Genomic DNA, 15,782 nt, shown 5'->3' with positions numbered 1-15,782 from the left:
ACCCACGCAAGGAGAGCAGCCCCCCGATGACGACGACCGCGATCACCCACATCTCCGCACTGGTCACCAACGACCCCTCCCTCGGCGACAGTTCCCCCCTCGGACTGATCCAGGACGCGGCCGTCGTCATCGAGGACGACCGGATCGTCTGGACCGGTGAATCAAGCAAAGCACCCGCCACTGACAACGCCGTCGACGCGGGCGGCCGGGCCGTGATCCCGGGCTTCGTCGACTCCCACTCCCACCTCGTCTTCGCGGGCGACCGCACCCAGGAGTTCAACGCCCGGATGTCCGGCCGCGCCTACAGCGCGGGCGGCATCAGGACCACCGTCGCCGCCACCCGCGCCGCGACCGACGAGGAGCTCTCCGCCAACGTCGCCCGCTACCTCGCCGAGGCGCTGCGCCAGGGCACCACGACGTTCGAGACCAAGTCCGGCTACGGACTCACCGTCGAGGACGAGGCGCGCGCCCTGCGTATCGCCGCCCGTCACACCGACGAGGTCACCTTCCTCGGGGCCCACATCGTCTCCCCGGACTACGCGGACGATCCGGCCGGGTATGTCGACCTGGTCACCGGTCCGATGCTCGACGCCTGTGCCCCGTACGCCCGTTGGATCGACGTCTTCTGCGAGAAGGGCGCCTTCGACGGCGACCAGGCCCGGGCGGTCCTGACGGCGGGCCGCGCGAAGGGCCTCCACCCGCGGGTGCACGCCAACCAGCTCGGGCACGGCCCCGGGGTCCAGCTCGCCGTCGAGCTCGACGCCGCCTCGGCCGACCACTGCACCCACCTCACCGACGCCGACGTCGACGCCCTGGCCCGGTCGGAGACCGTCGCCACGCTGCTGCCCGGCGCCGAGTTCTCCACCCGGGCCGCCTGGCCCGACGCCCGCCGCCTCCTCGACGCGGGAGCCACCGTCGCCCTCTCCACGGACTGCAACCCGGGCTCCTCGTTCACGTCGTCCGTGCCGTTCTGCATCGCCCTCGCCGTCCGCGACATGGGCATGACCCCCGACGAGGCGCTCTGGTCCGCCACGGCGGGCGGCGCGGCGGCCCTGCGCCGCGACGACATCGGCCGGATCGCCCCCGGCGCCCTCGCCGACCTGGTGGTCCTCGACGCCCCCAGCCACGTCCACCTCGCCTACCGGCCCGGCGTCCCGCTGGTCCACGAGGTCTGGCGGCGCGGCGAGCGGGTCGTGGCGCCCCGCTCTTCCTGACCGGCGTCGGGAACGCGGAAGGACCTGCCCCGGGCGGGGCAGGTCCTTGATCCGGCCGTCGGTGCGGCAGCCCCGCAAGCGCGTCGCGGGAGCTCGCTCACTCCTCCAGGGTCAGTCCCTTGCGGAGCTTGACCAGGGTGCGGGAGAGCAGCCGGGACACGTGCATCTGCGAGATGCCGAGCTCCTCGCCGATCTCCGACTGCGTCATGTTGGCGACGAACCGGAGCGAGAGGATCGTCCGGTCGCGGCCCGGCAGCGCGGCGATCAGAGGCTTCAGGGACTCCACGTACTCGATGCCTTCGAGCCCGTGGTCCTCGTAGCCGATCCGGTCCGCCAGCGCGCCCTCGTTCTCGTCGTCCTCGGGCTTGGCGTCCAGCGAGCTCGCGGTGTACGCGTTGCTCGCGGCCATGCCCTCGACGACCTCGTCGTGGGTGATGCCGAGGCGGTCGGCGAGCTCGCCCACCGTGGGCGAGCGGTCCAGCCGCTGGGCGAGCTCGTCGCCCGCCCTGGCCAGGTCGAGCCGCAGCTCCTGCAGGCGGCGCGGTACGCGCACGGACCAGCTGGTGTCGCGGAAGAAGCGCTTGATCTCGCCGATGATGGTCGGCATCGCGAACGTCGGGAACTCGACGCCGCGGCTGAGCTCGAACCGGTCGATCGCCTTGATCAGGCCGATGGTGCCGACCTGGATGATGTCCTCCATCGGTTCGCTGCGCGAGCGGAACCGGGAGGCGGCGAACTTGACCAGGGCCAGATTCAGTTCGACGAGCGTGTTGCGCACGTAGGAGTACTCGTGCGTGCCCTCTTCGAGGGATTCCAGCCGGGCGAAGAGCGTCTTCGACAGGGCCCTGGCGTCCAAGGCCCCCACTTCGGCGTAGGGCGGGATCTCGGGAAGTCCTTCGAGACCGGTCACGCCTTCGGTGCCGCTGTTGTCTTCGGTACTGCTGGTGTCACTGCCACTGCTGGTGGTGCTGTTGCGCGTGCCGTCCAGGACGGCCGCAGCAGGGGAGTCTGATTCGGTCAGTCCCTGAGGACATGCTGACGTCGCGTTGTGGGTACGCGGTTCGTCGAGCCGGGGTGACATGGTCTCCTCCATCGTTCTCGGCATATGGCTGCCGATGCCCATACGTGTTCCTGCGGTGAAGCGGCGCCTCCGAAGCCGGCCGTGTTTTGGGTGTCCCCCTACCCTTACCCGGTACCTACGGGTCGTTACAAGCGCCAATTGACGCTATATGTCCGGTTTGTTGAGTTCTTCGGCTACCGCGTGGCGCACGGAACGCGTAGTGTTTTAGACACGTCAGCGAGAGCTGCAACTCATCTGCATGCGCATTGATGCGGACAGTGACGAGACGAAGAGGGACGGGCATGGACCGCGGGACGGTCGGCAGCGCGAACCGGGGTCGGCTTCAGGTCGAGGCCCGGACCGAGGGCCGCAGCGAGGTTGTGACGCCGGTGGGTGAGCTCGATCACCACACCGCGGACCTGCTGCGCGAGCCCTTGGAGCACGCGGTCGAGCAGGGGCGTGCGCGCCTTGTGGTCGACTGCTCGCGACTCGAATTCTGTGATTCCACCGGGCTCAATGTGCTGCTCGGTGCCCGCCTCAAGGCGGAGGCGGCCGGGGGAGGGGTTCATTTGGCCGGAATGCTGCCGGTGGTGGCGCGGGTCTTCGAGATCACCGGGGCGGAGGCGGTCTTCACCGTCCACGACTCCCTCGAAGAGGCCCTGGACACCTGATCGTGCCGAGGTTCGACACCCCGGGCGCCCCTTCTGTCGCCCGTGTTACGCGGTCCGCGTGAACGAATCGGGTGTTGTCGCGAAACCGTCGGGCAGGAGACACCTCGGCGAGCCGTGGGAGACCTGCGCGTTTCGTGTCGGTGCGGTACCCGGATCGGTGTCCGTATCAGTATGCGTTTCTGTATCTATATCAATGGCGACACGGTGAATCGGTGAGGTGAAGCGCTGATGAGCACCACCCGGCAGCATCCGCCGGGCGACCTCGGCCGCGAGCCGGAGGACGCAGGCGTGGGTGCACGCGCCGAAGCGGGCATTCGCGCGGACGCGGATACCGGCGTTCCCTCCGCCGCGCACGAGGAGCCCGCGGGGCGGCAGTGGCGCACGCTGTTGCTGCGGGAGGCCAGCGGCATCGTGCCGACGGCCCGTGATTTCGCCCGCCAGGCGCTCCACGACTGGGGCTGGCTCCCCGCGTCGACCGCCGACCGCCGTGCAGCCGCCGAAGACGTCCTGCTGGTCGTCTCCGAGCTGGTCACCAACGCCTGCCTGCATGCGGACGGCCCCGACGAGCTCCGCATCGCCCGCACGCCGAAGGCGCTGCGGGTGGAGGTCGCCGACGGCGGGGCCGGACAGCCCGCTCCCCGTACCCCGCACCGCGCCGGACGGCCCGGTGGGCACGGCATGTTCATCGTGCAGCGGCTCTGCCTGGACTGGGGAGTCGTACGGGTGCCGGGTGAGCCCGGCAAGACCGTCTGGGCGGAGCTGGCCGCCCCCGCGTAGCCCCGCGCAGGTTTTCCCTGCCTGCCCCCGGGCCTGATGCCCCTCGAAGAGCGCGCCGGATCGGCGCGCTCTTTGTCTTCCCTCCACAAGGCCCCGGGCGTACCTTGACGGCCAATCTGATGTGTCGTCAGTTACTTGTGCCGCACCCGAGCGGCGCGCGGCGACTCCCGGCATGAGGGGAACTCGAGGTGTCGAACCAGAAGCGAACAGCTCTCGCGCTGGCGTCCGGGCTGGCCGGCGCGGTGGTGCTGCTGGCCGCGCCCGCCGCCCACGCGACGGTCGTCGACGTCAACTACAAGTGCAAGACCCCGATCGGCGACAAGGCGGCCGTTTCGCCGATCGACATCAAGAGCGTCAAGAGCGGCAGCGGCTACAAGCTCACCATGTCCTTCCAGAAGGGCGTCTCCTCCAGCCCGGTCGAACTGGGCAAGGGTGCGATGAACCCCAGCGCCGTGATCAAGGTGGGCGGCGCCGACCCCGGGCAGGTCCAGGTCGCCGGACCGGCCAACTCCGCGGCCATTCCCGCCAACAGCCCCATCAAGATCAGTGACCTGACGGGTACCTACACCCCGAAGAAGAGCGGCAAGGTCGACTTCACCGCCGGGGTGCTCACCATCAAGGCGCTCGGTACGACGACGACCTGCACCCCGGCGAACAGCCCGGGCCCCTCGCTCTCCCTCGACGTCACCGCGGCGGGCGGCGGCGCGACCACGCCCGACACGGACACGTCGCTGCCCAAGACCGGCCCGCTGGACTCGGCCGTGGCGCTCGGCACCCTCGGCGGCACGGTGCTGCTGACCGGTGCGGCGGGCGTGCTGTGGCTGACCAGGCGGGGGCAGCGGGCCACGGGCTGACCCCGCGCGAACCGCCGCCGCCGTCACGCACCAGGGAGCCGCCCATGCCGCCGTTGACCGGTCACCCCACCCGCCCCGCCCCGGCCCCCGTCGCCGGACAGCCGTCCGCCGCACGGCGGCTGGCCCGTGCCCTGCCGCTGCTCGCCGTCCTGTGGTGCGCCTTCGGCGCGGTGGCGGTGGCCGATGCCACCGAGCAGCAGGCCGGACCGGTGTGGACGGCGCAGCCGGCGGGGAACGGTTCCGGACGGGACGAGGCCAGAGGGTTCTTCTACCTGGAGGGTCTGCCCGGCACCGTCCTGGAGGACCGGCTCTCGGTCACCAACCCGGGGCCGGAGCCGGTCACGGTACGGCTGCGCGGCGCCGACGCCTACAACACGGGCGACGGCGGCTTCGCGGTGCGCGGAGCGCACGGTTCCACCGGGACCGGGGCCTGGCTGCGGACCGCGAGGACCGAGGTGACGGTGCCCGGCCGGACCAGGGCCGACGTGCCGGTCTCCTTCACCGTGCCCCGGGACGCGCTGCCCGGCGACCACCCCGGCGCGATCGTCGCCGAGAGCGGCGGCCGCTCGGTGGGCGTACGGGTCCAGCTACGGGTCGGCGGGCCCACGCTGGCCGCCCTCACCGTCGAGGACGTCTCGGTGGGCGGCGGGGCCATCCACTACACGCTGGTCAACCGGGGCAACGCGGTCCTGGTGCCGCGCCTGTCCGTCGGCGCGGACGGCGTGTTCGGGACACTGCTGCGGCGCGACGCCCGCACCCTGCCGGTGGAACTCCTGCCCGGACAGCGGGCGCGGCTCACCGAACCGTGGCCGGACGCCCCCGCCCTCGACTCCGTCACCGTACGGCTGCGCGTCACGGCGGCGGGCGGCGCGCACGGTGAGGCGACCGTCTCGGCCGCCTTCGTGCCCTGGGCACCCGTGACCGGCGGCGCACTGCTCCTCCTGGCCGCCGCGGCCGCCGGTGTGTACGGCCTCCGGCGCAGGCGGGCGACGAGGCGGAGCACCCACGACGACGGGGCCGCTCCGGCCCCGGACCATCGACAGCACTCCGACGAGAGGCACTTGGTGAAGGCGGGAGCGGAATCGTGACTGGACGGACCGGACCGGCGGCATTCCGGAGCGAGCGCCGCGGGCGGGCGGCCGCGCTGCTCGCCGTACTGCTGGCCGCGATACTGCCCGCCCTGCTGCTGACCGCGACCGGGGCCCGGGCCGAGGGGCGCAGCGCGGCGGACCCGCAACCCGTGGTCACGCTCTCGCAGAAGCAGGCGGGCAAGGGCGGCGACATCACCGTCAAGGGCAAGGGCTGGCGGCCCGACACGCTCCTCATGATGCTGATCTGCGGGCAGTCCACCCCCGAGCGGGGCGTGATCGGCGGCACCAACTCCTGCGCCAACGCGGAGGGCCGCGCCGTCACCACCGACAAGAAGGGTGCCTTCACCAGGAAGATGCCCGTCACCGAGCCGCCCGCGCCGTGCCCGTGCGTGGTCCACGTCGCCACGGTCACCGGCGAACAGGCCCTGGCCGACGCGGTGCTCGTGGTCGCCGGGCATCCCGTCGCCGCGCTCCCCAAGGAGACCGGCGACGGGAAGCTCGCCGTGCTCGCGGCCATGCGGCTGGAGGGCGACAGCGGGCTGCTGACCTGGTTCGGCGCCCCGCCGTCGCGCCGGCTCGTGTTCACCGTCGGCAACCTGGGCTCGGCGCCCGTCAAGGACCCGGTCTTCCGGGTCGGCACCGCGCACGGCGTCTACGCCGCGCAGTGGGAGGAGCGGCAGTGGCGCGGAACCGTCGAGCCCGGCCGCAAGGCCCGTATCGAACTGCCCGTCGAGCTGACGGCCGGTGCCCACGGCGACTACCAGATCTCACTGAAGTACGGCACGAAGGTGCTGGCCGAGCAGCCGTGGGGGGTCGGGCGTCCGTGGGGCGTGACGCTCTTCTGGATCCTGCTCTGCCTCGTCGTGCCCGCGGCCGTGTTCCGTATCGGCATGGCGGTCGTCGACAAGGTGCGGCCGCGCACCGGACACGCCGCGAGCCGCCGTTCGTCCCCGCGCACCGGCACCGCCGTGCGGCTCCCGAAGCTGCGGCGCGCCCCGGCCCCGGCCGCGGGCCCCGCACCGCCCCCGGCGGGCACCACCACGGCCACGCTGCCGTGGTTCACCCCTGATTCCGCACCGTCAGAGCACAGACCGACGACGAAGGGACATTCGTGAGTACGCAACGCAGGACGGTCGCGGCGGGAGTCGCGATGATGATCGGCGGGGCGGGCATGCTGCTGGCCGCGAGCCCGGCCCAGGCCGCCGAGATCTCGTACAAGACGGAGTGCATACCCCCGGCCATCTCCGGACTGCCGCCCGTCCAGGGCACCACCAAGGTGCAGCTGACCGCGCCCGCCGAGGCCAAGGTCGGCGACACCGTCGAGGTCGTGTGGAAGACGGTCCAGGGCGCCTCCGACAACCCCGATGTCCTCGATCTCGAGAAGGACACCGTCAAGCCGACCGGCACCATCAAGCTGGGCGGAGCCGCCAGTGGCGAGCTGAAGATGGAGGGACCGCGGCAGAATCCGCCCATCCCCAAGAAGAGTCCGATGGTCATGTCGGACATGAAGGGCACGCTGAAGCTGGAGAAGGCGGGAGATCTGACGCTGACCCCGGACGCGTACGCCCTCAACGTCTCCAAGCCGATCTCCACGGACACCAAGTGCACCCCGAAGGAGACGGTCCAGCCGGGCGCGACGATCAAGGTCACGGCCGGCGGCGGATCCACCACCGGGGGTACGACGGCCGGCGGCACGACCACGGGCGGCACGACGGCCGGAGGGACCACCGCGGGCGGCACGACCAGCGGCGGCACGACCGCGGGCGGCACGACGTCCGGCGGCAGCGACAGCGGTGGTACGACGGCCGGGGGCAGCACCGGTGGCTCCGGCGGAGCGACCGACTTCCCGGGCAAGGAAGTCGTCGTGAACTTCGCCTGCCAGTCGCCGGGGCCGCAGGAGGGCATCGCCTCGAAGGTGACGATCAACGCCAAGAAGAAGGGCGGGAGCTACGCGCTCACGGTCAAGACCGCCAAGGACGTGATGGACAGCCCGGCTCCGCTGCCCGCCGGTGCGCTCAAACCGTCCATGAACATCGTCATCGGCGGGGCCGACAAGGGTTCCGTGACCGTCACCGGACCCGGGAACCCCAAGGCGCTGGAGAAGGACAAGCCGGTCAGCCTCACCGACATGACCGGCACGTACAAGCCGGGCGCGTCCGGCAAGTCCACGCTCACCCCCGGCGCCCTGACGATCGACGTCATGCTGGGAGGCTCGAAGATCACCATCCCGTGCACGGTCAAGGGCACCCCGCAGGCATCCCTCGAACTCGACACCACCGCCCAGGAAGGCGGTGCGTCCGGCGGTGACACCGCGGGCTCCGGTGGAGCAGGCGGAGCGGCGGCGGGCGGCGGCACCGCGTCCGGCGGCGGGCTCGCGGCGACGGGTGCCGAGGACGACGGCGCCCTGCGCGCACTCGGCCTGGTCGCCGGTACGGCGATCCTGCTGGGCGGCGCCGTCTTCACGTTCACCCCGTGGCGACGGCTGCGCGCGGGCCGGTGAGCTGAGGCCGGATCCCGTACGCATCCGGAGCCCGTACGCACACGGAAGGGGCCGCCGCACCGTGGAAACGGTGCGGCGGCCCCTGCGTGCGCGGAGGACGCGGGCGTCAGCCCTCGTCGCTCATGTGCTGCGTGACCTTCTTGCGGTACATCCAGATGCCGACACCGGCGATGACCGCGAGGACCGCCTCGAAGGCGACGGCGCCCGAGGTGTTCAGATCGACCCCGAGCTGTGGGGACGTGAGGAGGCCGGTCACGGAGTCGCCCGCGGTGACCGCCAGGAACCAGACACCCATCATCTGGGAGCTGTACTTCGCCGGAGCCATCTTCGTGGTCACCGACAGGCCCACCGGGGACAGGCAGAGCTCGGCGACGGTCTGGATGAAGTAGATCGCCACCAGCCACATCGGACTGACCCGGCCGCCGTTGGCCGCGGTGTCGATCAGCGGGATCATGAAGACGACGAACGAGATGCCGATCAGCACCAGGCTGGAGGCGAACTTGACGGCGGTGCTCGGCTCCTTGCCGCGCTTGTTCAGCCACAGCCAGCCCGAGGCGACCACAGGGGCGATCGCCATGATGAAGATCGGGTTCAGCGACTGGTACCAGGACGTCGGGAAGTCGAGGCCGAACAGGCTGTTCGTCGTCGAGTTCTCACCGAAGATCGACAGGGTCGAGCCGTTCTGGTCGTAGATCATCCAGAAGACGGCGGCGACCACGAAGAACCAGATGTAGCCCGACAGCTTGGACTGCTCGGTGACCGTCAGGTCCTTGTCGCGCTTCATGCGGACCAGGACGGCGACCGGGATGATCAGCCCGGCGATGGTGATCGGCAGCAGCGCCCAGTCGGCGAAGTTGCCGGTGATCGCGAGGAGGCTGTAGAACACCGCCGCGACGATCAGCCAGACCAGGCCCTTGCGCAGGACCGAGCGCTTCTCCTGCTCCGTCGCCGGAGTGGAGACGACGTCGCTCTCCGGGCTCAGGTGGCGGGTGCCGAGCATGAACTGGGCGAGACCCAGGGCCATGCCGATCGCGGCGAGCGCGAAGCCGAAGTGCCAGTTGACGTTCTCGCCGATCGTGCCGATGGTCAGCGGGGCGAGGAAGGCACCGATGTTGATGCCGATGTAGAAGAGCGTGAAGCCACCGTCACGGCGCGGGTCGTCCGGGCCGTTGTAGAGGTGGCCGACCATCGTGGAGATGTTCGCCTTCAGCAGGCCGGATCCCAGCGCCACGAGCACGAGGCCCGCGAAGAAGGACGCCGAGTTGGGCAGGGCGAGCGTGATGTGGCCGAGGATGACGACACCGCCACCGATGGCGACCGTCTTGCGCGGCCCCCAGAAGCGGTCGGCCATCCAGCCGCCGGGCATGGCGAGCAGGTAGACCATCGCCATGTAGACGGAGTAGATCGCCGTCGCCGTGGTGGCGCTCATGTGCATGCCGCCGGGCGCGATCAGGTACAGCGGGAGCAGTGCCTTCATGCCGTAGAAGCTGTAACGCTCCCACATCTCGGTCATGAAGAGCGTGGCCAGGCCGCGGGGGTGGCCGAAGAAGGTCTTCTCGCCACCCGCGGTGCTCGCCGGGTCCTTCGTCAGGCTGGACGCCATGATCGATCCTTGCTTGCTCGGGACGCGTCGCCCGTAAGCCGTACGCGCCCGGTGGGGGGAGGCCGGCACCGACACGGGTACGCCCACCGCGTCGGGATCCACACCCGGAGCGCCTTCATCGGCGCACCGGGCCCGGCCCACAGGTCATTCACTGAAAAATCCGGACTGGCGGGTACCAGCCCCGCACACGAAGAAGGACCCCAGGCGCTCATAGCTGCCCAAAGGTCCTTCAGTAGTGCAACAGGCGTTGAAACACCATACGACACGACAGCGCGGCATATGGAAGGACTTGAGAGATGGATCACAGGTCAAGGTGCAACCACGCTCCCATATTCGAAGGTCCAGGCGTGAATGGATCGCAGACCCGCAGGGCTTGTCGATCACCTCACTCGTTGTCGTCCGCGCGGACTACCATCACTGCATGACCCGTGTACTGCTCGCCGAGGACGACGCATCCATCTCGGAGCCGCTGGCCCGCGCCCTGCGTCGGGAGGGCTACGAGGTCGAGGTCCGCGAAGACGGCCCGACCGCGCTCGACGCCGGCCTCCAGGGCGGCATCGACCTGGTCGTGCTCGACCTGGGACTGCCCGGGATGGACGGCCTCGAAGTCGCCCGCAGGCTCCGTGCCGAAGGCCACACCGTGCCGGTCCTGGTGCTCACCGCCCGGGCCGACGAGGTGGACACGGTCGTCGGCCTCGACGCCGGCGCCGACGACTACGTCACCAAGCCCTTCCGGCTCGCCGAGCTCCTGGCCCGGGTCCGGGCCCTGCTGCGCCGCGGCGCCAACGAGCCCGCCCCGCAGCCCGCCACCCACGGCGTCAGGATCGACGTCGAGTCGCACCGGGCCTGGATGGGCGACGAGGAACTCCAGCTCACCGCCAAGGAGTTCGACCTGCTGCGGGTCCTGGTCCGGGACGCGGGCCGGGTCGTCACGCGGGACCAGCTGATGCGCGAGGTCTGGGACACCACCTGGTGGTCGTCGACCAAGACCCTCGACATGCACATCTCCTGGCTCCGCAAGAAGCTCGGGGACGACGCCGCCAATCCCCGCTACATCGCCACCGTCCGGGGCGTCGGCTTCCGCTTCGAGAAGAGCTGACGTACAGAAGCAGTCATGCGCCGACGCCTGATCAACTCCACCCTCGCCGTGGTGCTCGTGGTGATCGCCGTCTTCGGCGTCTCCCTCGTCATCGTCGAGACCCGCACCATCAGCAGCAGCGCCCAGGAGAGCGTCGACTCCGAGGCGCTGCGGCTGATCAGCGTGATCGAGAGCCGGCTCCTGGGCGCCGAGCGGATCAACCCCGGCGTGCTGGCCGAACAGATCGACGACTCGCGCTACGCCCTGGTCGAGATGCCCGGCCGTGCCCCCATCGAAGTCGGCGACCGCCCCAGCGGCAGCGTGATCAGCGCCACGGAGGAGGGTGAGCACGGCGAGAAGGTCACCGTCGAGGAGTCCCGCTCCTCCGTCACCCGCGAGGTCGGCCGCACCCTGATGATCATCGGCGCGGTGGCGCTGCTGGCCATCGTCTCCGCCGTGCTCCTGGCCGTACGCCAGGCCAACAAACTGACCTCGCCGCTCACCGACCTCGCCGAGACCGCGGAACGTCTGGGATCGGGCGACCCGCGCCCGCGCCACAAGCGCTACGGGGTGCCGGAACTGGACCGCGTCGCCGACGTGCTGGACTCCTCCGCGGAACGCATCGCCCGGATGCTCACCGCCGAGCGCAGGCTCGCCGCCGACGCCTCCCACCAGCTCCGTACGCCGCTCACCGCGCTCTCCATGCGGATCGAGGAGATCTCCGTCACCGACGACCCGGAGACGGTGAAGGAGGAGGCGAACATCGCGCTCACCCAGGTCGAGCGGCTCACGGATGTGGTCCAGCGGCTGCTGACCAACGCCCGGGACCCGCGGACCGGCTCCGCCGTCGTCTTCGACCTCGACGAGATCGTCAAGCAGCAGATCGAGGAATGGCGCCCCGCCTACCGGAGCGAGGGCCGTGCCGTCGTCCGCTCCGGCAAGAAGGGGCTGCGGGCCGTCGGCACACCGGGCGCGGTGGCCCAGGTACTCGCCGCGCTGATCGAGAACTCACTCATGCACGGCGGCGGCACGGTCGCGCTGCGCACCCGCGTCACCGGCAATCAGGCGGTCATCGAGGTGACGGACGAGGGAGCGGGCGTCCCGGTCGACCTGGGGGCGCGGATCTTCGAGCGGACCATCAGCGGCCGCAACTCCACGGGCATCGGCCTCGCGGTGGCCCGCGACCTGGCGGAAGCGGACGGCGGCCGTCTCGAACTGCTCCAGCAGCAGCCCCCGGTCTTCGCGCTCTTCCTCAGCCAGGTCGCCCTGGACAGGGACGAACCGGAACGCCCGGTGCGCTGACCGGCTACCGCCGGGCGGAATCCGCCTCGACCCGCACGGCGGCGGCGGGCGCCGGTGCCGGTACGGAAACGGCCTGGGCGACGTCCTCCGCGCTCACGGCCACGTCTTTGTCAGGCAGCGCCCTGAAGACCCACGTCCGGTAGGACCAGAAGCGGAACATCGTCGCGATGCCGATTCCGAGGATCTTGAAGACATTGCTCTGGACCGGGGTGTTCCAGCCGAACCCGTACGTCGCCGCGTACAGCACGCCGGTCTCGATGACCGCACCCACCGCGCTGAACAGCAGGAACAGCGTCAGCTCCCGGGTCCGGCCGCTCTTGTCACGGTCCCGGTACGTCCAGTAGCGGAAGCCGACGTAGTTGCAGAGGATCGCGACGAACGTCGCCATCAGTCCGGCCCGCACCGTGGGAATGTCCGTGTAGCGCCACAGCAGGTTCGATACGCCGATATTGACGACCAGGCCGACCGCGCCGACCACGCCGAACTTGGCGACCTCCCGGGCCAGCAGATCCAGCCGGGCCCGCAGTGCGCCCCGTTCGCTCATGTGATCGCTCAGCCCGTCTGTCGGTTCGGCTTCAGGTTCCGTCAACCCAGCCATGCTAACCAGGCGGCCCGTCGGCCGCCCGTGAGTACCGGGACGGGTGTGGCGGGGCCGTGACACCCGGAGCCGTCTCCCCGGCCCGCCGCGGGCCGGGGTCCGGGGGCATCGTCCGGTGCCCCCGAAGGGTGCGGATACCCTGGAGGAGTGACGTTTCCGGTAGTCGGCATGGTCGGCGGCGGTCAGCTCGCCCGTATGACCCACGAGGCGGGCATCCCCCTCGGCATCAAGTTCAAGCTCCTCAGTGACACCGCTCAGGACTCGGCGGCCCAAGTGGTCAGCGAGGTCGTCGTCGGCGACTATCGCGACCTGGACACGCTGCGCGCCTTCGCGCGCGGCTGTGACGTGATCACCTTCGATCACGAGCACGTGCCCACCGAGCATCTGCGGGCCCTGGAGGCGGACGGCATCCCCGTGCGCCCCGGCCCCGACGCGCTGGTGCACGCCCAGGACAAGGGGGTGATGCGCGCGAAGCTCACCGAGATCGGCGCGCCCTGCCCCCGCCACCGCATCGTGAAGGACCCGGCCGACGCCGCGGCCTTCGCCGAGGAGGCCGGGGGCTTCCCCGTCATCCTCAAGACCGTGCGCGGCGGCTACGACGGCAAGGGCGTCTGGGTGGTCCGCTCCGAGGCGGAGGCGGCCGACCCCTTCCGGGCCGGTGTCCCGGTCCTCGCCGAGGAGAAGGTCGACTTCGTACGGGAGCTGGCGGCCAACATCGTCCGCTCACCGCACGGCCAGGCCGTCGCCTACCCGGTCGTCGAGTCGATCCAGGTCGACGGAGTCTGCGACACGGTCATCGCCCCGGCCCCGGAGCTGGACGAGCGGCTCGCGGGCGAGGCCCAGCAGCTCGCCCTCCGTATCGCGTCCGAGCTCGGCGTCGTCGGGCACCTCGCCGTCGAACTCTTCGAGACCCGTGACGGGCACATCCTCGTCAACGAACTGGCGATGCGGCCGCACAACTCCGGGCACTGGACCCAGGACGGCGCGATCACCTCGCAGTTCGCCAACCACGTCCGGGCCGTACTGGACCTCCCGCTCGGCGACCCGCGCCCCCGCGCCACCTGGACGGTCATGTCCAACGTGCTCGGCGGCGACTTCCCGGACATGTACCAGGCGTACCTGCACTGCATGGCCCGCGACCCGCAGCTCAAGATCCACATGTACGGCAAGGACGTGAAGCCCGGCCGCAAGGTCGGTCACGTCAACACCTACGGCGACGATCTGGCGGACGTGCGCGAGCGCGCCCGGCACGCAGCCGACTACCTGCGAGGAACGATCACCGAATGACTGCCCCCGCCTCCGCCGCACCCGTCGTCGGCATCGTCATGGGCTCGGACTCCGACTGGCCCGTCATGGAAGCGGCGGCCAAGGCGCTCGACGAGTTCGAGATCCCCTACGAGGTCGACGTCGTCTCCGCCCACCGCATGCCGCGCGAGATGATCGCGTACGGCGAGGAGGCCGCCGGCCGTGGCCTCCGGGCGGTCATCGCCGGAGCGGGCGGCGCCGCCCACCTCCCCGGCATGCTCGCCTCCGTCACCCCGCTGCCCGTCATCGGCGTGCCGGTCCCGCTGAAGTACCTGGACGGCATGGACAGCCTCATGTCCATCGTCCAGATGCCCGCCGGCATCCCGGTCGCCACCGTCTCCATCGCGGGCGCGCGCAACGCAGGTCTGCTGGCCGTCCGGATCCTCGCCGCGCACGACGCCGAGCTGCGGGCCCGCATGACCGAGTTCCTCTCGGACCTGAACGACCAGGCCACCGAGAAGGGCAAGCGCCTGCGCAGCAAGGTCGGCAACCCCGACACCTTCGGCTTCGGAAAGTAGGAACCGTGACGGACCGACTGGACCGCGCCCGGGAACTCCTCGCCGAGTACCCCGTCGTCGACGGCCACAACGACCTGCCGTGGGCGCTGCGCGAACAGGTCGGCTACGACTTGGACGCCCGCGACATCGCCACCGACCAGTCGGCCCATCTGCACACCGACATCCCCCGGCTGCGCGCCGGGGGAGTCGGAGCCCAGTTCTGGTCCGTGTACGTACGGTCCGACATGGCGGGCGACGACGCCGTCAGCGCCACCCTGGAACAGATCGACGCCGTCGCCGAACTGCTGGAGCGCCACCCCGCCGACCTGCGCCGCGCCCTGACGGCCGACGACATGGAGACGGCCCGGTCCGAGGGCCGGATCGCCTCCCTGATGGGGGCCGAGGGCGGCCACTCCATCCACAACTCGCTGGGCACCCTGCGCGCCCTGCACACCCTGGGCGTCCGCTACATGACGCTGACCCACAACGACAACATCGCCTGGGCGGACTCGGCGACGGACGACCCGGGCGTCGGCGGCCTCTCGCCCTTCGGCCACGAGGTCGTACGGGAGATGAACCGCACCGGCATGCTGGTCGACCTCTCGCACGTCGCGGCGACGACCATGCGCGACGCGCTCGACACCTCGACCGCGCCGGTGGTCTTCTCGCACTCCTCGGCGCGGGCGATCTGCGACCACCCGCGCAACATCCCCGACGACGTCCTCGGCCGGCTCCCGGCCAACGGGGGCATCGCCATGGCGACCTTCGTACCGAAGTTCGTGCTGCCGGAGGCCGTCGCCTGGACGAAGTCCGCCGACGAGAACATGCGCGCGCAGGGACTGCACCACCTGGACACCACCGAGCGCGGGATGAAGATCCATGCCGCGTTCGAGGCGGCGAACCCGCGCCCGATGGCGACCGTGGCCACGATCGCCGACCACCTCGACCACATGCGCGAGGTCGCCGGGATCGACCACATCGGCATCGGCGGCGACTACGACGGCACCGCGTTCCTTCCGCAGGGCCTCGAAGACGTCGCCGGCTACCCGAACCTGATCGCGGAGCTCCTGGGCCGCGGCTGGTCCGCCGCCGACCTGGCGAAGCTCACCTGGCAGAACGCGGTACGGGTCCTGCGCGCCGCCGAGGACGTGGCCCGGGACCTGCGCACGCGCCGCGGCCCGTCCCACGCCACGATCGAACAGCTGGACGTCCCGAAGGCCTGAACCCCCGGG

General features: G+C 70.9%; 15 protein-coding genes. 12 read left to right on the top strand and 3 right to left on the bottom strand.

Annotated elements, in window-relative coordinates; translation table 11 throughout:
- Nucleotides 1–26: 26 nt before the first annotated feature.
- Nucleotides 27–1,214, top strand: a complete 1,188-nt coding sequence (gene hutI, locus ACIQMX_RS30620; RefSeq protein ID WP_402482914.1) for an imidazolonepropionase — start codon at nucleotides 27–29, stop codon at nucleotides 1,212–1,214.
- 97 nt (nucleotides 1,215–1,311) lie between these two features.
- On the opposite strand, the gene ACIQMX_RS30615 is transcribed toward hutI, so the two are convergent.
- Entirely contained in the window at nucleotides 1,312–2,295 is a 984-nt protein-coding gene (locus ACIQMX_RS30615) for an RNA polymerase sigma factor SigF (protein ID WP_402483221.1), read from the bottom strand.
- 281 nt (nucleotides 2,296–2,576) lie between these two features.
- Between ACIQMX_RS30615 and ACIQMX_RS30610 the strand changes: the two genes are divergently transcribed.
- The 6 genes from ACIQMX_RS30610 (at nucleotide 2,577) to ACIQMX_RS30585 (ending at nucleotide 8,167) form a co-directional block, all read left to right on the top strand.
- On the top strand, nucleotides 2,577–2,945 hold the full coding sequence (locus tag ACIQMX_RS30610; protein WP_363067515.1) for an STAS domain-containing protein: 369 nt from the start codon (nucleotides 2,577–2,579) through the stop codon (nucleotides 2,943–2,945).
- Between the two features lie 228 nt (nucleotides 2,946–3,173).
- Nucleotides 3,174–3,722, top strand: coding sequence for an ATP-binding protein (locus ACIQMX_RS30605; protein WP_402482911.1), 549 nt, complete (start codon nucleotides 3,174–3,176; stop codon nucleotides 3,720–3,722).
- Nucleotides 3,723–3,910: 188 nt separating this feature from the next.
- Nucleotides 3,911–4,576 carry a peptidase gene (locus ACIQMX_RS30600; protein ID WP_363067519.1) on the top strand — a complete coding sequence of 222 codons (666 nt, stop codon included), beginning with the start codon at nucleotides 3,911–3,913 and terminating at the stop codon, nucleotides 4,574–4,576.
- Between the two features lie 44 nt (nucleotides 4,577–4,620).
- Nucleotides 4,621–5,664, top strand: coding sequence for a hypothetical protein (locus ACIQMX_RS30595; protein ID WP_402482908.1), 1,044 nt, complete (start codon nucleotides 4,621–4,623; stop codon nucleotides 5,662–5,664).
- Nucleotides 5,661–6,782 carry a hypothetical protein gene (locus tag ACIQMX_RS30590; protein ID WP_402482906.1) on the top strand — a complete coding sequence of 374 codons (1,122 nt, stop codon included), beginning with the start codon at nucleotides 5,661–5,663 and terminating at the stop codon, nucleotides 6,780–6,782. The genes ACIQMX_RS30595 and ACIQMX_RS30590 overlap by 4 nt, the downstream gene beginning before the upstream one ends.
- Nucleotides 6,783–6,820: 38 nt before the next feature.
- Nucleotides 6,821–8,167, top strand: a complete 1,347-nt coding sequence (locus ACIQMX_RS30585) for a hypothetical protein (protein ID WP_402483218.1) — start codon at nucleotides 6,821–6,823, stop codon at nucleotides 8,165–8,167.
- Nucleotides 8,168–8,273: 106 nt separating this feature from the next.
- Here ACIQMX_RS30585 and ACIQMX_RS30580 read toward each other — a convergent pair whose 3' ends face one another.
- A complete protein-coding gene (locus ACIQMX_RS30580; protein ID WP_402482904.1) occupies nucleotides 8,274–9,770 on the bottom strand; it encodes a peptide MFS transporter in 1,497 nt (498 codons plus the stop codon).
- Nucleotides 9,771–10,191: 421 nt separating this feature from the next.
- On the opposite strand from ACIQMX_RS30580, the gene ACIQMX_RS30575 reads away from it, so the two are divergent.
- Entirely contained in the window at nucleotides 10,192–10,869 is a 678-nt protein-coding gene (locus ACIQMX_RS30575; protein WP_363067525.1) for a response regulator transcription factor, read from the top strand.
- A 15-nt stretch (nucleotides 10,870–10,884) separates the two neighbouring features.
- The gene (locus ACIQMX_RS30570; RefSeq protein ID WP_363067527.1) at nucleotides 10,885–12,150 is read left to right on the top strand and encodes an ATP-binding protein; all 1,266 of its coding nucleotides are present in this window, start codon (nucleotides 10,885–10,887) and stop codon (nucleotides 12,148–12,150) included.
- A 4-nt stretch (nucleotides 12,151–12,154) separates the two neighbouring features.
- Here the strand turns inward: ACIQMX_RS30570 and ACIQMX_RS30565 are convergent, their stop codons facing one another.
- Nucleotides 12,155–12,694 carry a GtrA family protein gene (locus ACIQMX_RS30565; protein WP_363067656.1) on the bottom strand — a complete coding sequence of 180 codons (540 nt, stop codon included), beginning with the start codon at nucleotides 12,692–12,694 and terminating at the stop codon, nucleotides 12,155–12,157.
- A gap of 201 nt (nucleotides 12,695–12,895) precedes the next feature.
- On the opposite strand from ACIQMX_RS30565, the gene ACIQMX_RS30560 reads away from it, so the two are divergent.
- The 3 genes from ACIQMX_RS30560 to ACIQMX_RS30550 are packed head-to-tail and all read left to right on the top strand — an operon-like array spanning nucleotide 12,896 to nucleotide 15,773.
- The gene (locus tag ACIQMX_RS30560; protein ID WP_363067529.1) at nucleotides 12,896–14,035 is read left to right on the top strand and encodes a 5-(carboxyamino)imidazole ribonucleotide synthase; all 1,140 of its coding nucleotides are present in this window, start codon (nucleotides 12,896–12,898) and stop codon (nucleotides 14,033–14,035) included.
- Nucleotides 14,032–14,571 (top strand): 5-(carboxyamino)imidazole ribonucleotide mutase, encoded by a 540-nt coding sequence (gene purE, locus ACIQMX_RS30555; protein WP_402482900.1) that lies wholly within the window; start codon nucleotides 14,032–14,034, stop codon nucleotides 14,569–14,571. The genes ACIQMX_RS30560 and purE overlap by 4 nt, the downstream gene beginning before the upstream one ends.
- 5 nt (nucleotides 14,572–14,576) lie before the next feature.
- On the top strand, nucleotides 14,577–15,773 hold the full coding sequence (locus ACIQMX_RS30550; protein WP_402482897.1) for a dipeptidase: 1,197 nt from the start codon (nucleotides 14,577–14,579) through the stop codon (nucleotides 15,771–15,773).
- Nucleotides 15,774–15,782: the final 9 nt, after the last annotated feature.

Source organism: Streptomyces sp. NPDC091416 (assembly GCF_044756845.1).
In the GTDB taxonomy this organism is placed as follows: Bacteria; Actinomycetota; Actinomycetes; order Streptomycetales; family Streptomycetaceae; genus Streptomyces.
Note: the sequence above shows the minus strand (reverse complement) of the source record. Positions and strands in the feature narration are given on the sequence as shown.

What these genes read in the sequence shown, in the direction of transcription:
- purE (WP_402482900.1), top strand. Translation starts at nt 14,032, where the DNA reads ATGACTGCCCCCGCCTCCGCCGCACCCGTCGTCGGCATCGTCATGGGC.
- ACIQMX_RS30580 (WP_402482904.1), bottom strand. Translation starts at nt 9,770, where the DNA reads ATGGCGTCCAGCCTGACGAAGGACCCGGCGAGCACCGCGGGTGGCGAG.
- hutI (WP_402482914.1), top strand. Translation starts at nt 27, where the DNA reads ATGACGACGACCGCGATCACCCACATCTCCGCACTGGTCACCAACGAC.
- ACIQMX_RS30610 (WP_363067515.1), top strand. Translation starts at nt 2,577, where the DNA reads ATGGACCGCGGGACGGTCGGCAGCGCGAACCGGGGTCGGCTTCAGGTC.
- ACIQMX_RS30615 (WP_402483221.1), bottom strand. Translation starts at nt 2,295, where the DNA reads ATGTCACCCCGGCTCGACGAACCGCGTACCCACAACGCGACGTCAGCA.
- ACIQMX_RS30595 (WP_402482908.1), top strand. Translation starts at nt 4,621, where the DNA reads ATGCCGCCGTTGACCGGTCACCCCACCCGCCCCGCCCCGGCCCCCGTC.
- ACIQMX_RS30575 (WP_363067525.1), top strand. Translation starts at nt 10,192, where the DNA reads ATGACCCGTGTACTGCTCGCCGAGGACGACGCATCCATCTCGGAGCCG.
- ACIQMX_RS30565 (WP_363067656.1), bottom strand. Translation starts at nt 12,694, where the DNA reads ATGAGCGAACGGGGCGCACTGCGGGCCCGGCTGGATCTGCTGGCCCGG.
- ACIQMX_RS30570 (WP_363067527.1), top strand. Translation starts at nt 10,885, where the DNA reads ATGCGCCGACGCCTGATCAACTCCACCCTCGCCGTGGTGCTCGTGGTG.
- ACIQMX_RS30605 (WP_402482911.1), top strand. Translation starts at nt 3,174, where the DNA reads ATGAGCACCACCCGGCAGCATCCGCCGGGCGACCTCGGCCGCGAGCCG.
- ACIQMX_RS30585 (WP_402483218.1), top strand. Translation starts at nt 6,821, where the DNA reads ATGATCGGCGGGGCGGGCATGCTGCTGGCCGCGAGCCCGGCCCAGGCC.